We start from the raw sequence: 16639 nt of genomic DNA on the forward strand, positions 1-16639 counted from the left end.
TCGTCACGGTTTAACCGACACCGGCGACCGGCTATACCCCAGTGTCCTACGTGGACATACGAACAGGGAGGCGTGTCGCCGGTGCGGCAGATCATCAACCCCTTCGACCAGAGTGTTCTCACCGAGGTCGAGGACCAAACCCGCGAACAAGCGATCGCTGCGATCGCGAAGGCCAGAAACGCCTTCGACCACGGCGACTGGCAGCACGCGAGCCCCGAGCACCGCGCCGCCGTCCTGAACCGGGTCGCGGACCTGCTGGAACGCGACAAGGAGGACATCGCCCGCACCGAGACGCTCGACACCGGCAAGACGCTGGTCGAGAGCCGCATCGACGTGGACGACGTCGTCTCCGTGTTCCGCTACTACGGCGGGCTCGCCGGCCTGCTGCACCCGAAGATCGTCCAGGGCGCCCCGGCGGACGTCATCAGCCGCATCGACTACGAACCCGTCGGTGTCTGCGGCATGATCGCGCCCTGGAACTACCCGCTGCTGCAGATCTCCTGGAAGATCGCCCCGGCCCTGCTCGCGGGCAACACGCTCGTGGCCAAGCCGAGCGAGGTCACGCCGCTCACCACCATCAAACTGTTCGAGCTCCTCGAAGAGGCCGGCTTGCCCGACGGCGTCGCGAACCTCGTCCTCGGCACCGGCCCCGAAGTCGGCGCGCCGCTGAGCGAGCACCCGGACGTCGACCTCGTCTCGTTCACCGGCAGCCTCGCCACCGGCCAGAGGATCATGGCCAGCGCGGCCAGGACGGTGAAGAAGGTCGCGCTCGAACTGGGCGGCAAGAACCCGAACATCGTCTTCGCGGACGCGGACATCGACACCGCCGTCGACTACGCGCTCACCGCGGCGTTCTTCCACGCCGGCCAGGTCTGCTCGTCCGGTACGCGGCTCATCGTGCACAGCAGCATCTACGACGACTTCGTCACCGAAGTGGCCCGCCGCGCCGACAGGATCAAGCTGGGCAACGGTTTCGACGAGGACACCGAGTCCGGTCCGCTGGTGTCGGCTGAACACCGCGCCAAGGTCGAGAGCTACGTCCAGACCGCGAAGGAAGAAGGCGCCACCCTCAAGGCAGGCGGCAGGCGCCCGGAGGAAGCCGAGCTGCAGAACGGTTTCTTCTTCCGCCCCACGGTCTACGCGGACTGCACGAGGGACATGAAGCTGGTGCAGGACGAGACGTTCGGCCCGATCATCACCGCCGAGCGCTTCGAGACCGAGGACGAGGCCACGTTCCTGGGCAACGACACCGACTACGGCCTCGCGGGCGGGGTCTGGACTCAGGACCTCGACAAGGCCCAGCGCGTCGCGAAGAAGCTCCGCCACGGCACGGTCTGGATCAACGAGTTCGGCCCGTACCTGCCGCAGGCCGAATGGGGCGGCTTCAAGCGGTCCGGTGTCGGCCGCGAGCTCGGCACCGCGGGCCTGCACGAGTACACCGAGCCCAAGCACGTCTACCAGAACCTCAAGCCCGCAGCGCAGAACTGGTTCGCTCGAAAGGACGACAAGTGACCGCATATGACTACGTGATCGTCGGCGGCGGAACGGCGGGCTGTGTGCTCGCCGCGAGACTCACCGAAGACGAGAACGTCACGGTCGCGGTCATCGAGGGCGGCCCGTCCGACGTGGGCGACGAGAAGATCCTCAACCTGCGCAACTGGATCAACCTGCTCGAGACCGAGTACGACTACGACTACCCCACGGTCGAACAGCCGCGCGGAAACTCGCACATCCGGCACAGCCGCGCCAAGGTGCTGGGCGGATGTTCCAGCCACAACACGCTCATCTGCTTCAACCCGCTGCCCCAGGACTTCGACGACTGGGGCCACGGCTGGACGTGGGACGTGCTCGGCCCGTACTACGACAAGGTCGCGCTCAACATCATCCCGGTCGAGGAGAAGGACCGGAACCCGATCGCCAAGGACTTCGTCACCGCCGCGCAGGAGGCCGTGAACGTCCCGGAGATCAACGACTTCAACGCCAAGCCGTTCGAGGACGGCGTCGGCTTCTTCTCCATCGCCTACCACCCGGAGAAGAACAACCAGCGCTCGTCAGCGTCGACGGCCTACCTGCACCCGATCCTCGACAGCCGCAAGAACCTGACCCTGCTGCTCAACACCTGGGCCGGCAAAATCGAGTTCGACGGCAACCGCGCGATCGGCGTGCACACGGACAAGGGTTATCTCGAGGCCACCAAAGAGGTTCTGCTGTGCGCAGGCGCGATCGACACGCCCCGCCTGCTGAACCTCTCCGGTGTCGGCGACGCAGAGCACCTGAGCGACATCGGCATCGAGGTCAAGCACGACCTGCCCGGCGTCGGCGAGAACCTGCTCGACCACCCCGAGTCGGTCATCGTCTGGGAGACCACGAAACCGCTGCCGGAGAACTCGGTCATGGACTCCGACGCGGGCCTGTTCATCCGCCGCGACGAGTCCGACCCGCGCCCGGACCTGATGTTCCACTTCTACCAGATCCCGTTCACCACCAACACGGAACGCCTCGGCTACCCGAAGGTGGAGCACGGTGTCTGCATGACGCCGAACATCCCGCGGCCGCACAGCAAGGGCAAGCTGTGGCTGAAGTCCAACGACCCGAAGGAAAAGCCCGCCCTGGACTTCGGCTACTTCACCAACCCCGACGGCTACGACGAGCAGACCCTGGTCGACGGGTTCAAGATCGCACGCAAGATCGCGGAGCAGGAACCGCTGAAGTCGTGGCTCAAGCGTGAGATCGCGCCCGGCCCGGACGTCACCAGCGACGAAGCCCTGTCCGAGTACGGCCGCAGGGCCGCCCACACCGTTTACCACCCGGCCGGCACGTGCGCGATCGGGTCCGTTGTGGACGGTGATCTCAAGGTCATCGGGCTCGAAGGCCTGCGCGTGGTCGACGCGTCCGTGTTCCCCACCATGCCGACCGTGAACCCGATGGTCACGGTCCTCATGATCGGAGAACGAGCCGCAGATCTGATCAAGGGGGCGGCCGGATGACCACGACGATCACCGCCGAGGACCGGCTCAAGGACCTCGGCTACACGTCGGAGTTCAAGCGGGACATGAGTCCCTGGGCGAACTTCTCGCTCGGCTTCACCTACCTCTCCCCCGTGGTCAGCACGTACACCTTGTTCGGCACGGCCCTGATGCTCGGCGGCCCGCCGATGATCTGGAGCTTCGTCGTCGCGGGCGTGGGCCAGTTCCTGGTCGCACTGATCTTCGGCGAGCTAGTGGCGCAGTACCCGGTCGCGGGCGGCGTGTACCCCTGGGCACGCCGCCTGTGGGGCAAGCGCTGGGCGTGGATGACCGGCTGGATCTACATGATCGCCCTGCTGGTCACCATCGCGTCCGTCAGCTACGGCGCAGGCCCTTACCTCGCCACACTTCTCGGCTACACCGCCACGACGGGCAACACCGTGCTGTGCGCGGTCGCGATCATCGCGGTCTCCACCCTGATCAACTACGCGGGCACGAAAGTCCTGTCCTGGGCGGCTATTTTCGGGTTCGCCGCGGAGATCATCGGCGCGCTCGCGGTCGGCATCTGGCTGCTCGTCAACCACCGGCTCCACGGCCTCGGTGTCATCTTCGACAGCTTCGGCGCGGGCGGTGGAGGCAGCTACCTGCCCGCGTTCTTCGCGGCGGGAATCATCGGCCTCTACCAGTACTACGGCTTCGAGGCCTGCGGCGACACCGCGGAAGAGGTCAAGGACCCCGGCCGTGTCATCCCGAAGGCCATGCGCCGCACCATCTACATCGGCGGCGCGGCGGCCACGTTCGCCTGCCTGTCGCTGCTGCTCGCGGTGCCGGACTTCGGCAAGGTCATCGACGGCACCGACGCCGACCCGGTCACGAACGTCCTGACCACCGCGTTCGGCCCGGTCGGCTACAAGATCGTGATCGGCGTCGTGCTGATCTCGTTCCTGTCCTGCACGATGTCCCTGCAGGCAGCGGCGTCCCGGCTGACCTACTCGTACGCACGCGACAAGATGCTGTTCGGGCACAAGTCGCTCGCGAAGTTCAACCAGAAACGGCACATCCCGCCCTACGCGCTCGCGCTGGCCGGCATCATCCCGGCGGTCATCGTGTTCGCGTCGATGCTGTCCACGAACGCGCTCGACAAGATCGTCTCGTTCGCGACGCTCGGCATCTACCTGGGCTTCCAGATGGTCGTCTTCGCGGCGCTGCGTGCCAGGCTCAAGGGCTGGACACCGTCGGGCGAGTTCAAACTCGGCCGCTGGGGCCTCGCGATCAACGTCGCGGCGCTCGCGTACGGCGTCGCTGCGATGGTCAACATGGTCTGGCCGCGCACTCCGGGCGCGCCCTGGTACGACAACTACGTCGTGATCCTGAGCGGTGCGCTCGTGGTGGGCATCGGCCTGGTCTACATGGCGATCGCCAAGCCGTTCGGCAACTCCGACGCACCTGCGGGAGACGCGGTCCGCTAGGAGTCCACAATGGATTCGAGCACCTCGGCGGCCTGCCAGCAGGATCCGCCTGGACAGTTCGCCGAGGCGCTCGGAAGCCGCACCGATTCGTCGAACGCCGCGCTACGTCATTCGGCAAAATGTTGACGGCCGTCATCGATCTGAATACCTTCGGACCTCCGGAACCCTGACCGGAGGTCCACGATGACCGCACGCAGAACACTCATGACGCTCGTCAGCACCCTGCTCACCATCGCCGGCGTCCTGCTCGCGCCACCGGCATCCGCCGCATCCCTGGTCGAGGTGACCAATTTCGGCAACAACCCCGGCGGGATGCGCATGCACGTCTACGTCCCGGACGCCCGCCCGGCCCAGCCCGCGATCGTGGTCGCCATGCACGGCTGCGGCGGCTCGGGTCCCGGCTTCTACTCGGGCAGCGAGTTCGCCTCGCTCGCCAACAGGTACGGGTTCATCGTCATCTACCCGAGCGCACAACAGCAGGCCGGGTTCGGCAAGTGCTTCGACACCTGGTCCGACGCCGCGAAACGTCGTGGCGGCGGGAGCGACCCCGTGTCGATCGTCTCGATGGTGACCTACGCCCAGCAGCGCTACGGCGGGGACCGCAACCGGGTCTTCGCCACCGGGTCGTCCTCCGGCGGCATGATGACCCAGCACATGCTCGCCCTCTACCCGGACGTGTTCAAGGCGGGTGCGGCGTTCATGGGCGTCCCCTTCAACTGCTTCGCCAACGCCGCCGACTTCCCACCGCCCGGCAGCAAGTGCACGAACGGAAGCATGAACCGCACGCCGCAGCAGTGGGGTGACGCGGTCCGGCAGGCCTACCCCGCCTACCCCGGCCCCCGCCCGCGAGTCCAGCTCTGGCACGGCACCGCCGACACCCTGGTGCCGTACTCCCTGCTGCAGGAGTCGATCGAACAGTGGACCAACGTGTTCGGCCTGAGCCAGACACCGACGTCCACCGACACTCCGCGCGCCAACTGGAACCGCCGCCGCTACTCGGACAAGGTCGAGGCCTACAGCATCCAGGGCGCCGGCCACAGCCTGCCGTCAGCCGGCATGGCCGCGGTCGCACTGGAGTTCTTCGGCCTCACCCGGTGAAAGTGCTAGCGCTGCAAGCGAAGTAGCCGCAACGCGAGCTGCACCTCCAGCACGCGGTCCGGCGACTGCCAGTCGCCGAGCAACGACGAGACCCGGTCGAGCCGTTGCGTGACCGTGTTGACGTGGAGGTGCAGCTCCGCCTTGGCACGACTCAGGTTCGCGCCGCACCGGAAGTAGACCTCCAGCGTGTGCACCAACTCCGTGCCGCGCTCGGCGTCGTAGTCCAGCACCGGCCCCAGCACCGACCGCACGTACCCCGAAACATCGGCACGGTCGCCCAGCAGCACACCGACGAACCCCAGATCGTCCAGCGTCGCGGCGTCCTTCTCCCGCCCCAGCTGCCGCAGCGCCTTCAAGCACCGCCTGGCTTCCTCGTAGGCCGCCGCGATCGCCACCGGCCCGGTGACCGGCCCGCACGCACCGACAGTGGCGTCCAATGCCTTGGCAACCTCACGAGCGACGCCGGTAGAGGTAGAAGGCAATGCCAGCACGACCTCACGGCCGCGAGCACCCGCCAGTCCCCTGTGGACGGACGCGTAGTGCGTCGCGCCGGAGAGATTCCCGTCCGCCACCAGAACCACGTGCGGCTCGGTCAGCTCGGCCCCGACCCGCCGAGCGCGAGCCAGCAACCCGGCTGGATCCCGCCCGTCCAGGATGTCGGTGATCAGCTCGCCGCGGACCTTGTTCTCCGCCTCGGCAACGGTTCTGCGCAGCAGCAACAACAACGCCGTCACCGCCGCCGACCGCTCGAACACCCGCCGATCGGCATCCGACAGGTCAGGCCGCCCGGACAACGCGATCCCGCCCAGCAGCTCCGAACCCGCCAGCACCGCGCACACCCACGCGCCGTCGAGCAGCACGGCCCGCCCGTTGGCCCGCACAGCCAGCGTCGGCACCGAGTCCAGCACCTCGACCGGCCCGCCGAGCAACTCCCCCACGGCCGCCGCGACCTCAGCCGACGACCCGCCGCGCAAAACGAGGTCCGTGAGCCGGTCGTGGGCTTCCTCGGCCCGTTTCATGGCCTCGTTGTGCGACTGGATCGTGGCGAACAACGACGCCGTGTCGATCGCGATGGCCGCGTGATGAGCCAACGACTGCAACAACGCCACTTCCTCGGCCGGGAACTCGCGCGAAGACCGGTCGGCCGCGTAGAGCACGCCGATGACCTTCGAGTCGAGCTTCAGCGGCACGCCCAGGATCGCCACCAGGCCTTCGTCGTGCACGGCGGAGTCGATGGGGTTCGTGTGGTTGAACCGAGGATCCGCGAAGTAGTCGGACGTCGCGTACGGACGGGCGGTCTGCGCCACCAGCCCGCCCAGCCCCTCGCCGAGTCCCAGGCGCACCTTCTGGAACAGCGGCGAGAACGACCCGTCCGTCACCCTCATGTAGGTGCCGTTCGGGTCGTCGTTCATCGACAGGTACGACACGTCGGTGCCCAGCAGAGTCCGGGCCCTGCGCACGATCGAGCGGAGAACCGCGTCCGGGTCGCGCATGCCCGCGAGCTCGGACGCGGTCTCGAACAACGCCGCCAGTTCGGCCTCACGCCGTCGTGTCACACCCCAACCCTGTCACGTTCCTCCAGATCCGCACCACGGGTCTCCCGCGCCAGGGCGATCGCCGCCACCGTGATCACGCACGTGATCACCACGTACAGCGCGATCGGGAACGACGACTTGTACTCCTTCAGCAACGCCGTCGCGATCAGCGGAGCCAGCGCACCGGCCGCGATCGACGCCAGCTGGTAGCCGACGGACGCACCTGAGTACCGCACCCGCGTCCCGAACAGCTCCGAGAAGAACGCCGCCTGCGGCCCGTACATCGCGCCGTGCAGCACCAAGCCGACCGTCGTCGCCAACGTGATCCACACCGGGTCCTTCGTGTCGAGCATCGCGAAGAACGCGAAGATCCACGCGGCCATGCCCACCGCGCCGATCAGGTAGATCGACCGCCGCCCGAACTTGTCCGACAGATGGCCCCACACCGGAATCGTCACCAGGTGCACTGCCGACGCGATCAGCACCGCGTTGAGCCCCACCGACTTCGACAGCCCGAGCCCGGTCACCACGTACACCAGGATGAACGCCGTGATCACGTAGTACGACACGTTCTCGGCGAACCGGGCGCCCATCGCGATCAGCACCTCGCGCCAGTTGTGCTTCAGCAGCAACAACGCCGGCGCCTTCTCCAGCTTCGGCGCCTTCTCCTGCGCGGCCAGGAAGACGGGCGACTCCGAGACGCTGAGCCGGATCCACAGACCGATCACGACGAGCACACCGGAGAGCAGGAACGGGATCCGCCAGCCCCACGCCAGGAAGTCCGCGTCCGACTGCACCGCCGCCAGCACCGCGAGCACGGCCGTCGCCAGCAGGTTCCCGCACGGCACACCGGCTTGCGGCCACGACGCCCAGAACCCACGCCGAGCCGGATCACCGTGCTCCGACACGATCAGCACGGCCCCGCCCCACTCACCGCCCAGCGCAAAGCCCTGCACCAGCCGCAAAAGCGTGAGCAGCACCGGTGCCAGCACGCCTACCGACGCATAGGTCGGCAGCACGCCCATGAGCATCGTCGCGCCACCCATCAGCAGCAACGACAGCACCAGCAACTTCTTGCGCCCCAGCCGGTCGCCGAAGTGCCCGAAGACCAGTCCACCCAAAGGCCGTGCCAGGAAGCCGATCGCGTAGGTCGTGAACGCGAGCAACGTGCCGTTCAAAGGGTCCGCGGTCGGGAAGAACAGCTTGTTGAACACCAGCGCCGCAGCAGACCCGTAAAGAAAGAAGTCGTACCACTCGACAGTTGTCCCGATGAGCGATGCGCCTACCACTTTCTTGATCATCGACAACTCCTCATTGAGCGGTCCAGCCGCCGTCGACGGCCAACGACGTACCAGTGACAAAACTGTTCTCGCACAACCACAGCACGGCATCGGCGACCTCGGAAGGTTCGATCAGCCGCTTCACCGCACTGCGCTGCAGGAAGATCTGGGACGAGACGTCTTCTTCAGAGATCCCGTGAAGGCGCGCCTGATCGGCGATCTGCTTCTCCACCAACGGAGTCCGCACATACCCGGGCGCCACGCAGTTCGACGTGACGCCGTGCGGAGCGCCTTCCAGGGCAGCGACCTTGGAGAACCCCTCCAGGCCGTGCTTCGCGGCGACATAAGCGGATTTGAACGCGGAGGCGCGCAGCCCGTGCACGCTGGAGATGTGGACCAACCGGCCCCAGCCGCGCGAGTACATGTGCGGCAACACGTGCCGGGTCAACCGGAACGCGGCTCCGAGCATCAGTTCGAGCATCGAGGAGAACCGCGGGACCGGGAACTCGTGAATCGGTGCGACGTGCTGGACACCTGCGTTGTTGACCAGCACGTCGACCTCGGCGGGCAACGCGTCCACCGGCGAGGTCAGGTCGAGAACGTGCCCGACCCCGCCGATCTCGGACGCGATGTCCCGCACGTTCGGGTCGAGGTCGACCAGATGAACCTTGGCGCCCTCGGCGGACAGGGCGCGGGCGCAGGCCAGGCCGATGCCGCTCGCGGCTCCGGTGACCAGCGCGGTGTGACCCGTGACACTCGACATGACCGGAAACGGTAGGCGTCACCCGGCGTGATCAATATGTGCTCAAGCCACATAATGCCTGGTCGCTAGGTGGATTTAGCCAACATTTAGCGTCTCGATGGCATATGCGACGAGAAGAACGGGTACAGGGGCGTAAGCTCCCGTCACCTGAACGGGGGAAGATCAGCAAGAGGGGGCAACACCATGTCAGCGACGCCGATTTACGACGACCTCCTGCGCGAGCTCGAAGAGATCGCACAGGAGGCCGGGTTGACCAGCTCGGAGCCCACTTCCGAGCCCGTCAAGTCCTGACTACTTCGGGGGAGCGATCAGCTCGGCGGGCACCGGCTCGTCCTTGCTGATCAGGTCGAAGAGCTGAGAAGCCTTCTCCTTGTTCCACTGCACGACCGACTGGCCACCGATGTTCGGGGTGCCGCTGATCGGCACCGTGCCGGAGGTCGCGTCGCTGATGTTCAGCGCTACGCTCGCCAGGTTCCACACGTGGTCGCCCTCGTTGACCGACACCGAGTCGGACGCGGCGCTCATGAGCGGCAGCATCCGGAACGGGTTCGCGAGCGTGGCCGGGCTCTTGACCTTCTCGAACAACGCGGACAGGAACTTCCGCTGGTTCTGCACGCGCTGCAGGTCGGAGGTCGCGAACGTGTAGCGGGTCCGCACGAACCCGAGCGCCTTCGCACCGTCGAGCTCCTGGCAGCCCGCGGGCAGGTCGATGCCGGCCATCGGGTCCTTGATCGCCTCGTCGAGGCAGATGTCGACGCCACCCACCGCGTCGACGATGTTCGAGAACCCGCCGAAGCCGATCTCCATGTAGTGGTCGATCCGCACGCCGGTGGCGCCCTCGACGGTCCTCGCGAGCAGCTGCGGCCCGCCGATCGCGAACGAAGCGTTGATCTTGTTGCGGCCGTTGCCCTCGATCGCCACGTAGGAGTCGCGCGGGATCGACAGCAGCACCGGCTTGGCGGCGCCGTTGTCCGGCAGGTGCAGCAGCATGATGCTGTCGGTGCGGCTGCCCGCCGCGTCACCGGTGGCGAGCTTGTCCTTCTGCTCCTGCGTCAGCCCGTCCCGTGAGTCGGAACCGACGAGCAGCCAGGTGGTGCCCGGCGTCTCCGCGGGACGGCCCTCGTAGTCCGGCAGCGCGTCGATCCGCTTCAGCGTCGAGTCGACGTAGAAGCCGAATCCGAGTGCGGCCAGCACCAAGACCAGCAACAGCACCAGAATGACGCGTCCAGGACGCCTCTTCTTCTTGTACGGCCGCTGCGGCGGCATGGGACGCCGCGGCTGCTGGTAGCCGTGGTGATACCCAGCGCTCATGTGTCGCCAACCCCGATCGCTTTAGATTCGCTTTGCAACTGAGGACGCGGTACGCCCGTTCAGGTTGCGACGAACCTACCGGGGTGGCAGCACCAACGCTTCGAAAAGGCGGGTGACCTCGGCCGACGGGTCGTCGGTGAATCCTGTGTGCGCTGGTGAGGTCTGCACGATGGTGCTGCGCGGCGCCGTCAGCCAGCGGAAGCGTTGCCCAACCGTTGTCCGGCTGACCGGACCGGCGTCGGGCGTGCCGTCGCAGGAGTTCGTCAGGTGTTCCAGCGACGTCTCCAGCGTTTCGACGTCCAGCCGCGGGTCGAGGGCCCGCAGCCGGTCACCGTCCACATAGGTCTTCGCGCACAGGAAGTCCAAGTCGCGGCAGTAGACGATCACGCCGACGTTCATGAACTCGCCACGCTCCTGCCGCGGCACCGCCCGCAGCAGCGCGTACTCAAACACGTGCGGCACGGGCGGCCTCCAGCTCGTCGGCCCAGCCGCGGTGCGCGAGGCGGTAGGTGAAGAAGTCCTTGTAGCGCTGACGAAGTTCCGCCGGGTCGCCTTCCAGCCACTCGTCCGGGATCAGCGCGAGCACCTCGTCGAGCAGCTCTGGCGTGATCTTCGCGGCCATCTCCGCGTCCACTTCGGACACAGATCCGGCGTTCGGCAGCATCGCGTGGTCCGACGCGTCCCACCTGTACTCCTTGGTAGCGGGACGGTCCTCGCTCCAGGAGTAGTGGAAGTACAGCGCGGCGCCGTGGTCGATCAGCCACGGTTCGCGGTGCCACAGCAACATGTTCGGGTTGCGCCAGCTGCGGTCGACGTTGAGCACGAGAGCATCGAACCAGAGCAGCTTCGTCGCGAACTCCTCGCCGGGGTCGCGCACGACGGGGTTGAAGTCGAACGAGCCCGGCAGGTAGTCGAAGCCGATGTTGAGGCCACCGCTCGCCCGCAGCAGCTCCTGGACCTCCTGGTCCGGTTCCGCGCGCGCCAGCTCGGGGTCGAGGTGCACCAGCACGATCTCGGGTATGCGGAAGCCCAGCCGCCGCGCCAGCTCACCGACGATGATCTCGGCGACCAGCACCTTCACGCCCTGTCCGGCGCCGCGGAACTTCACCACGTACATACCCAGGTCGTCGGCCTCGACCAGCCCCGGCATCGACCCGCCCTCGCGGAACGGCGTCACGTACCGGGTGGCCGTGACCTCCCTCAACGAATTCACTGGCGCATGATCACACGAACGCTTGCTGGAAGCCGAGCAGAATTCCTCCCCAGCCACCCTCGCCGCTGACGCCGCTCTCGACCCGTCCGGGCTTGGTGAAGTGCCGATCGAAGTTGCGATGCACCAGCTCAACGCGCGTGCCGTCGCCTTCCGACGTGAAGGTGATCTCCACTTCGGACGCCCGTGCCGGGTCCGGGTCGTAATCCCAGTCACCGTCGAGGTGCCAGGCCAGCAACAAGCGGGACGGCGGCTCCCACGCCAACACCTCACCCCACTCGCACTCGGCGCCGTCGGTGCCTACTTCATACCAACGACCGCCCTCGCGCGGTTCGACCACGACGTCCTGCAACTCGGCCGCGCCGATGTGGTGCGCGGCAGGCCACCACGTCACGAACTTCTCCGTGAACACCTTGAACGCGTGGTCAGCGCCCGCGTTCACGAGCACCGATCTCCGTACCTCTGTCATGTCTCCTCCACCACCGCAGCGAAGTTCGCGAGTGCCTGACCCCAGACGTCGTCGAGGTAGTCGCGCATCGCGGCCACCCCGACGTGGTCGACTGAATACCGTCGACGAGTTCCCTCGGCTTCGACGCGCACCAGCCGTGCCTCCTTGAGCACCTTGAGGTGCTGGGACACGGCCGGCCGCGACACGGGCAACTCGGCGGCGATCTCGCCCACCGCCCGCGGCCTGGCCACGAGCAGCGTGAAGATCTCGCGGCGGGTCGGGTCGCCGAGCGCCGCGAACGCCGTTTGGTAAGTCTCCACGAACGGTAAGCTACGACTTACATAGTTACCCTGTCAACGCCGCGAAGTAGGCGGCTTGGCCTGCCTTGTTCGGGTGGTAGGAGTCGTCCGCCGGGCTGACCAGCGCGTTGATCCAGGGCTCGTCCGCGCAGACGCCGTGGTCCGCAAACGCTTCCCTGACGTCGACATAGCGCGCGCCAGCCCGTGACGCGGCCGCCGAGATCACGTCGGACAGCTCGTCGGCGGCGTCGTTGAGCGCCTGCCGCTTCCGCGCGGACAAGGTGCGGCACCCGTCGTCCGGCGTGAACAGCCGCGGATATCCGAGCACGACGAGCTGGGCGCTCGGCGCGGCCTCCTTGATCGCCGCGTAGGTGGTGTCGAGCCGGCCGGGCAGCTGGTCACGGGCGAAGGCTCTGGCCTTCTCGACCCGCTTCTCGCACGAGCTGTTGCCGTTGAGCGTGCAGGTCGTCAGCACGTCGACGAACCCGAGGTCGTTGCCGCCGATGGTGATCGTCACGAACGACGTGGCCGGCGACAGAGCTTTGAACTGCGACTTCAACGACTTCGTGGTCGCACCGGAGCACGCCACGAACTTGAACGACGGGAAGTCCTCGCCCTGCAACGCCGGATAGGCGTTCGAACTTCGGCGGCACGAGCTGTCCACATAGGAACCAGCGCCCGCACCGGACGCGTAGGAGTCGCCGAGTGCGACGTACTCCGGCGCGAACGGTGCGGGCGCCATGAGAGCTACCGCGAGTACCCCAGCCATAAGACCCATAAGGGCCGGAGTACCACTGTGGATGATCGACTAGAAGGGCATTAACCCAGACGTGTGGGCAGCACGCAGACGGGGATCGCGGTCTGCAGCGCCGTGCCGGACGGCGTCAGCTTGCCCGTTGCCCGGTCCACCGCGAACGACGTCACGTTGTTCGAGTTCTGGTTGGCCGCGAACAGGAACCCGCCCGACGGGTCGAGGGTGATGTGCCGCGGGTACTTGCCACCGACCGGCGTGTGCCCGACCAGCGCCAGCTCCGTCCCGTTGACCGAGAAGTGCGCCACGCTGTCGTGCCCGCGGTTCGACAGGTACACGTTCTTGCCGTCACCCGAGACCAGCACCTCGGCCGGGTAGTTCCGCGCGCCACCGGACGGCGCGGTCTTCAGCGACTGCCCCGGCGTGAGCTTCCCGTCGGCGTACGAGCAGGCCACGATCGTCGAGTCCAGCTCGTTCGCGACGTAGGCCGTCTTGCCGTTGGGGTGGAACGCGATGTGCCGCGGTCCGGCGCCCGCCTTCAGCTTCGCCGTCGACACGAGCTTCAGCTGGCCGTTCACGAACGAATAGACGAACACCGCGTCCGCGCCCAGGTCGACCGCCGCCGCGTACTTGCCGGCCGGGTCGAAAACGATGTGGTGCGCGTGCGGGCCCTCCTGGCGCTCCGGGTCCGGCCCGGAACCCTTGTGCTGCACCTTCTGCGTGCGCGCACCGAGGCTGCCGTCGGCCTTGACCGGGAACACGCTCAACGAGCCCGACGAGTAGTCCGCGGTGATCAGGAACTTCCCGGACGGGTCGAGCGTCAGGTGGCACGGGTCCGCGCCGCCGGTCGCCTGCTTGTTGATCACCTTGAGCGTGGCCGCGTTCACAGCGGTGACCTCGCCCTTGGTGTTCTCGTTCACCGCGTACAGGAAACGACCGTCCCGCGACTCGATCACGAACGACGGGTTGACCACGCCGGAAATCACCCCGGTGGTCTTGAGCTGGCCGCTCGCCGTGTCGTAGGTGCCGATGCCGATGCCTTTGGCGCCACCGCTCCACGTCGTGTAGGCGCCGAAGAACACTTTCCGGCTGGCAGCCGCCTCCGCGGTTCCTCCGGTCATCAGCAGTCCAACTCCCACACCCATGGCTCCGAGAAAACGTCGCCGGTCCACACCCACGTCCGCACCTCCGGGATACTCTCGTCGGCGGCGCAGCCCACAGTGGCCTAGACCTTCACGGCTAGGCAATAGGTGCAACGAAGATTGCGTCTAGCGCAACGGGTCGTTGTTCACCAGCCTGGCCTTCTCGGCCTCGATGTCGTAGGCGGGCGGCGGGAACTTCGGGTCCATCTCGCGCATGGTCTCGAGCAGCAGCCGGCTGACCGCCCAGTTCCGGTACCACTTGCGGTCACTGGGAATCGCGTACCAGGGCGTGTCCCGGCAGTTCTTCAACGCCTGCGTGTACGCGTCCTGGTACTTGGACCACTTCGACCGCACGTCGATGTCGGCCGGGTTGTACTTCCAGTGCTTCTTCGGGTCGTCCAAACGGGCAAGCAGCCGTTCCTTCTGGACCTCCGGCGAGATGTGCAGGAAGCACTTGATCACCGTGATGCCGGAGTCCGCGAGCTCGCGTTCGAACGCGTTGATCTCCTTGTAGCGGTTCTTGAGCTCGGCGGCGATGAGCAGACGCTCGACCTTGGGCACGAGCACGTCCTCGTAGTGGGACCGGTCGAACGCGCCGATGCGCCCCTTCTCGGGCAGCACCTTCCTGATGCGGGTGAGGAAGTGCTGACGGCGTTCGGCGGGAGTCGGCTTCTTGAACGACGCGATCCGCACGCCCTGCGGGTTCACCAGGCCGACGACGTGGCTGACCACGCCACCCTTGCCCGAGGTGTCCATCCCTTGCAGCACGAGCAGCACCGCGCGAGAGTTCTCCGCGTACAAAGCTTCCTGCAGGTCGTCCAGCTCGGCCCCGGTGGCGGCGAGGTCCTCGGCCGCTTCCTTCTTGTTCTTGGGACCGATCGGACGCCCGGCCGGGTCGAGGGTGGAGAGATCCACCTCATCGAGTCGCAGAGCTTCACGAACCGACTTCTTCGCCATCGACCGAGCGTAGCGATGAACCGTTGAATCCGCCTGCTGCACAAAGATCACCCACTGTTCAGCGAATCTACGCAACAAACAGAGGCAGTGCGCAACATTCGACGGATGAAATCGCTTGTCCGCGCCCCTAGCCTTGGAGGATGACCGCCATCGCTGAGCACAACACCATCACCAGCGCTGACTACATCGCCATGGACGAGGAGTGGAGCACTCACAACTACCACCCGCTCCCGGTGGTGCTGTCGCATGGCGAGGGCGCGTGGGTCACCGACGTCGAAGGCCGCCGCTACCTGGACTTCCTGTCCGGCTACTCGTCGCTGAACTTCGGCCACCGCCACCCCGCCCTGGTGGCCGCCACGATCGAACAGCTCGGCCGCGTGACGCTGACGAGCCGCGCGTTCCACCACGACCAGTTCGGCCTGTTCTGCCGTGAGCTCGCGGCGCTGACCGGCACCGAGATGGTGCTCGCGATGAACTCCGGCGCCGAGGCCGTGGAGTCCGCGATCAAGGTCGCGCGCAAGTGGGCCTACCAGGTCAAGGGCGTGCCGGAGGGCACGGCCGAGATCATCGTCGCCGGGTCGAACTTCCACGGCCGCACCACGACGATCGTGTCGTTCTCGACCGACGAGACCGCGCGCAACGACTTCGGCCCCTTCACGCCGGGCTTCAAGGTCGTCAAGTACGGCAACCTCGACGAGATCGAGTCCGCGATCACGCCCCGCACGGCGGCGGTTCTGATCGAGCCGATCCAGGGCGAGGCCGGCGTCGTCGTGCCGCCCGCCGGGTACCTGCCTGGGATCCGCCGTCTGTGCGACGAGCACAACGTGCTGATGATCGCCGACGAGATCCAGTCCGGTCTCGGCCGCACCGGGGACCTGTTCGCGCTGGACCACGAGGGTGTGCGCGCCGATCTGTACACGCTCGGCAAGGCGCTGGGCGGCGGCATCCTGCCGGTGTCCGCGGTGGTCGGTTCCCGCGCGGTTCTGGGTGTGCTGAAGCCCGGCGAGCACGGCTCCACGTTCGGCGGCAACCCGCTGGCCTGCGCCGTCGGCCGCGCCGTGGTGCGGCTGCTGGAGACCGGCGAGTACCAGGAGCGCTCGCGCGAGCTGGGCGCCTACCTGCACTCCTCGCTGGGTGCGCTGGTCGGTTCCGGCATCGCCGAGGTGCGCGGGCGTGGCCTGTGGGCCGGTGTCGAGATCTCCCCCGGTGGCCCGGTCGGTCGTGCGGCGTCCGAGGCGCTGGCCGCACGTGGCGTGTTGTGCAAGGAGACGCAGGCGACCACGCTGCGCGTCGCTCCCCCGCTGGTGATCACCCGTGACGAGATCGACCTGGGCGTCCAAGCCATCGCCGAGGTAGTTCGCCCCACTTTGGGCTGATTTGGTGCTCGATGAAGGGAACCTTGCTCCACCT

The 16639-nt window shown here is 67.0% G+C and carries 16 protein-coding genes; 5 read left to right on the forward strand and 11 right to left on the reverse strand.

From position 1 onward, the window contains the following. The first annotated feature begins 81 nt into the window (after nucleotides 1-81). From UK23_RS29280 to UK23_RS29295, 4 genes are all read left to right on the forward strand, one after another. The gene (locus UK23_RS29280) at nucleotides 82-1512 is read left to right on the forward strand and encodes an aldehyde dehydrogenase family protein (RefSeq protein WP_052685166.1); all 1431 of its coding nucleotides are present in this window, start codon (nucleotides 82-84) and stop codon (nucleotides 1510-1512) included. Further along, nucleotides 1509-2987, forward strand: coding sequence for a GMC family oxidoreductase (locus tag UK23_RS29285; protein ID WP_045314896.1), 1479 nt, complete (start codon nucleotides 1509-1511; stop codon nucleotides 2985-2987). Before UK23_RS29280 ends, UK23_RS29285 begins: the two co-directional genes overlap by 4 nt. Then, nucleotides 2984-4435, forward strand: a complete 1452-nt coding sequence (locus UK23_RS29290; protein WP_045314897.1) for an APC family permease — start codon at nucleotides 2984-2986, stop codon at nucleotides 4433-4435. Before UK23_RS29285 ends, UK23_RS29290 begins: the two co-directional genes overlap by 4 nt. A gap of 204 nt (nucleotides 4436-4639) precedes the next feature. Next, entirely contained in the window at nucleotides 4640-5533 is an 894-nt protein-coding gene (locus UK23_RS29295) for an alpha/beta hydrolase family esterase (RefSeq protein WP_045314898.1), read from the forward strand. 5 nt (nucleotides 5534-5538) lie between these two features. On the opposite strand, the gene UK23_RS29300 is transcribed toward UK23_RS29295, so the two are convergent. From UK23_RS29300 to UK23_RS29350, 11 genes are all read right to left on the reverse strand, one after another. Beyond that, complete coding sequence (locus UK23_RS29300) at nucleotides 5539-7089, reverse strand: helix-turn-helix domain-containing protein (RefSeq protein ID WP_052685165.1); 1551 nt, start codon at nucleotides 7087-7089, stop codon at nucleotides 5539-5541. Beyond that, complete coding sequence (locus tag UK23_RS29305; RefSeq protein ID WP_045314899.1) at nucleotides 7086-8369, reverse strand: MFS transporter; 1284 nt, start codon at nucleotides 8367-8369, stop codon at nucleotides 7086-7088. The genes UK23_RS29300 and UK23_RS29305 overlap by 4 nt, the downstream gene beginning before the upstream one ends. 10 nt (nucleotides 8370-8379) lie before the next feature. Further along, nucleotides 8380-9111, reverse strand: a complete 732-nt coding sequence (locus tag UK23_RS29310) for a 3-hydroxybutyrate dehydrogenase (RefSeq protein ID WP_045314900.1) — start codon at nucleotides 9109-9111, stop codon at nucleotides 8380-8382. A 291-nt stretch (nucleotides 9112-9402) separates the two neighbouring features. Then, nucleotides 9403-10422 carry an LCP family protein gene (locus tag UK23_RS29315; protein ID WP_045314901.1) on the reverse strand — a complete coding sequence of 340 codons (1020 nt, stop codon included), beginning with the start codon at nucleotides 10420-10422 and terminating at the stop codon, nucleotides 9403-9405. 75 nt (nucleotides 10423-10497) lie between these two features. Beyond that, on the reverse strand, nucleotides 10498-10884 hold the full coding sequence (locus UK23_RS29320; protein WP_045314902.1) for a DUF3037 domain-containing protein: 387 nt from the start codon (nucleotides 10882-10884) through the stop codon (nucleotides 10498-10500). Then, nucleotides 10868-11635, reverse strand: coding sequence for a HipA family kinase (locus tag UK23_RS29325; protein ID WP_231114727.1), 768 nt, complete (start codon nucleotides 11633-11635; stop codon nucleotides 10868-10870). Before UK23_RS29325 ends, UK23_RS29320 begins: the two co-directional genes overlap by 17 nt. 10 nt (nucleotides 11636-11645) lie before the next feature. Then, nucleotides 11646-12101 (reverse strand): SRPBCC family protein, encoded by a 456-nt coding sequence (locus UK23_RS29330; RefSeq protein WP_045314904.1) that lies wholly within the window; start codon nucleotides 12099-12101, stop codon nucleotides 11646-11648. Beyond that, on the reverse strand, nucleotides 12098-12400 hold the full coding sequence (locus UK23_RS29335; protein ID WP_045314905.1) for an ArsR/SmtB family transcription factor: 303 nt from the start codon (nucleotides 12398-12400) through the stop codon (nucleotides 12098-12100). The genes UK23_RS29330 and UK23_RS29335 overlap by 4 nt, the downstream gene beginning before the upstream one ends. A gap of 25 nt (nucleotides 12401-12425) precedes the next feature. Then, nucleotides 12426-13121, reverse strand: coding sequence for an SGNH/GDSL hydrolase family protein (locus UK23_RS29340; RefSeq protein ID WP_196777940.1), 696 nt, complete (start codon nucleotides 13119-13121; stop codon nucleotides 12426-12428). A gap of 77 nt (nucleotides 13122-13198) precedes the next feature. After that, nucleotides 13199-14275, reverse strand: coding sequence for a lactonase family protein (locus UK23_RS29345; protein WP_045314907.1), 1077 nt, complete (start codon nucleotides 14273-14275; stop codon nucleotides 13199-13201). Between the two features lie 123 nt (nucleotides 14276-14398). Then, nucleotides 14399-15229 (reverse strand): PPK2 family polyphosphate kinase, encoded by an 831-nt coding sequence (locus UK23_RS29350; RefSeq protein ID WP_045314908.1) that lies wholly within the window; start codon nucleotides 15227-15229, stop codon nucleotides 14399-14401. Between the two features lie 140 nt (nucleotides 15230-15369). On the opposite strand from UK23_RS29350, the gene rocD reads away from it, so the two are divergent. Next, nucleotides 15370-16605, forward strand: coding sequence for an ornithine--oxo-acid transaminase (gene rocD, locus UK23_RS29355; protein WP_045314909.1), 1236 nt, complete (start codon nucleotides 15370-15372; stop codon nucleotides 16603-16605). Nucleotides 16606-16639 lie beyond the last annotated feature (34 nt).

This window comes from Lentzea aerocolonigenes, assembly GCF_000955955.1.
GTDB lineage: Bacteria > Actinomycetota > Actinomycetes > Mycobacteriales > Pseudonocardiaceae > Lentzea > Lentzea aerocolonigenes_A.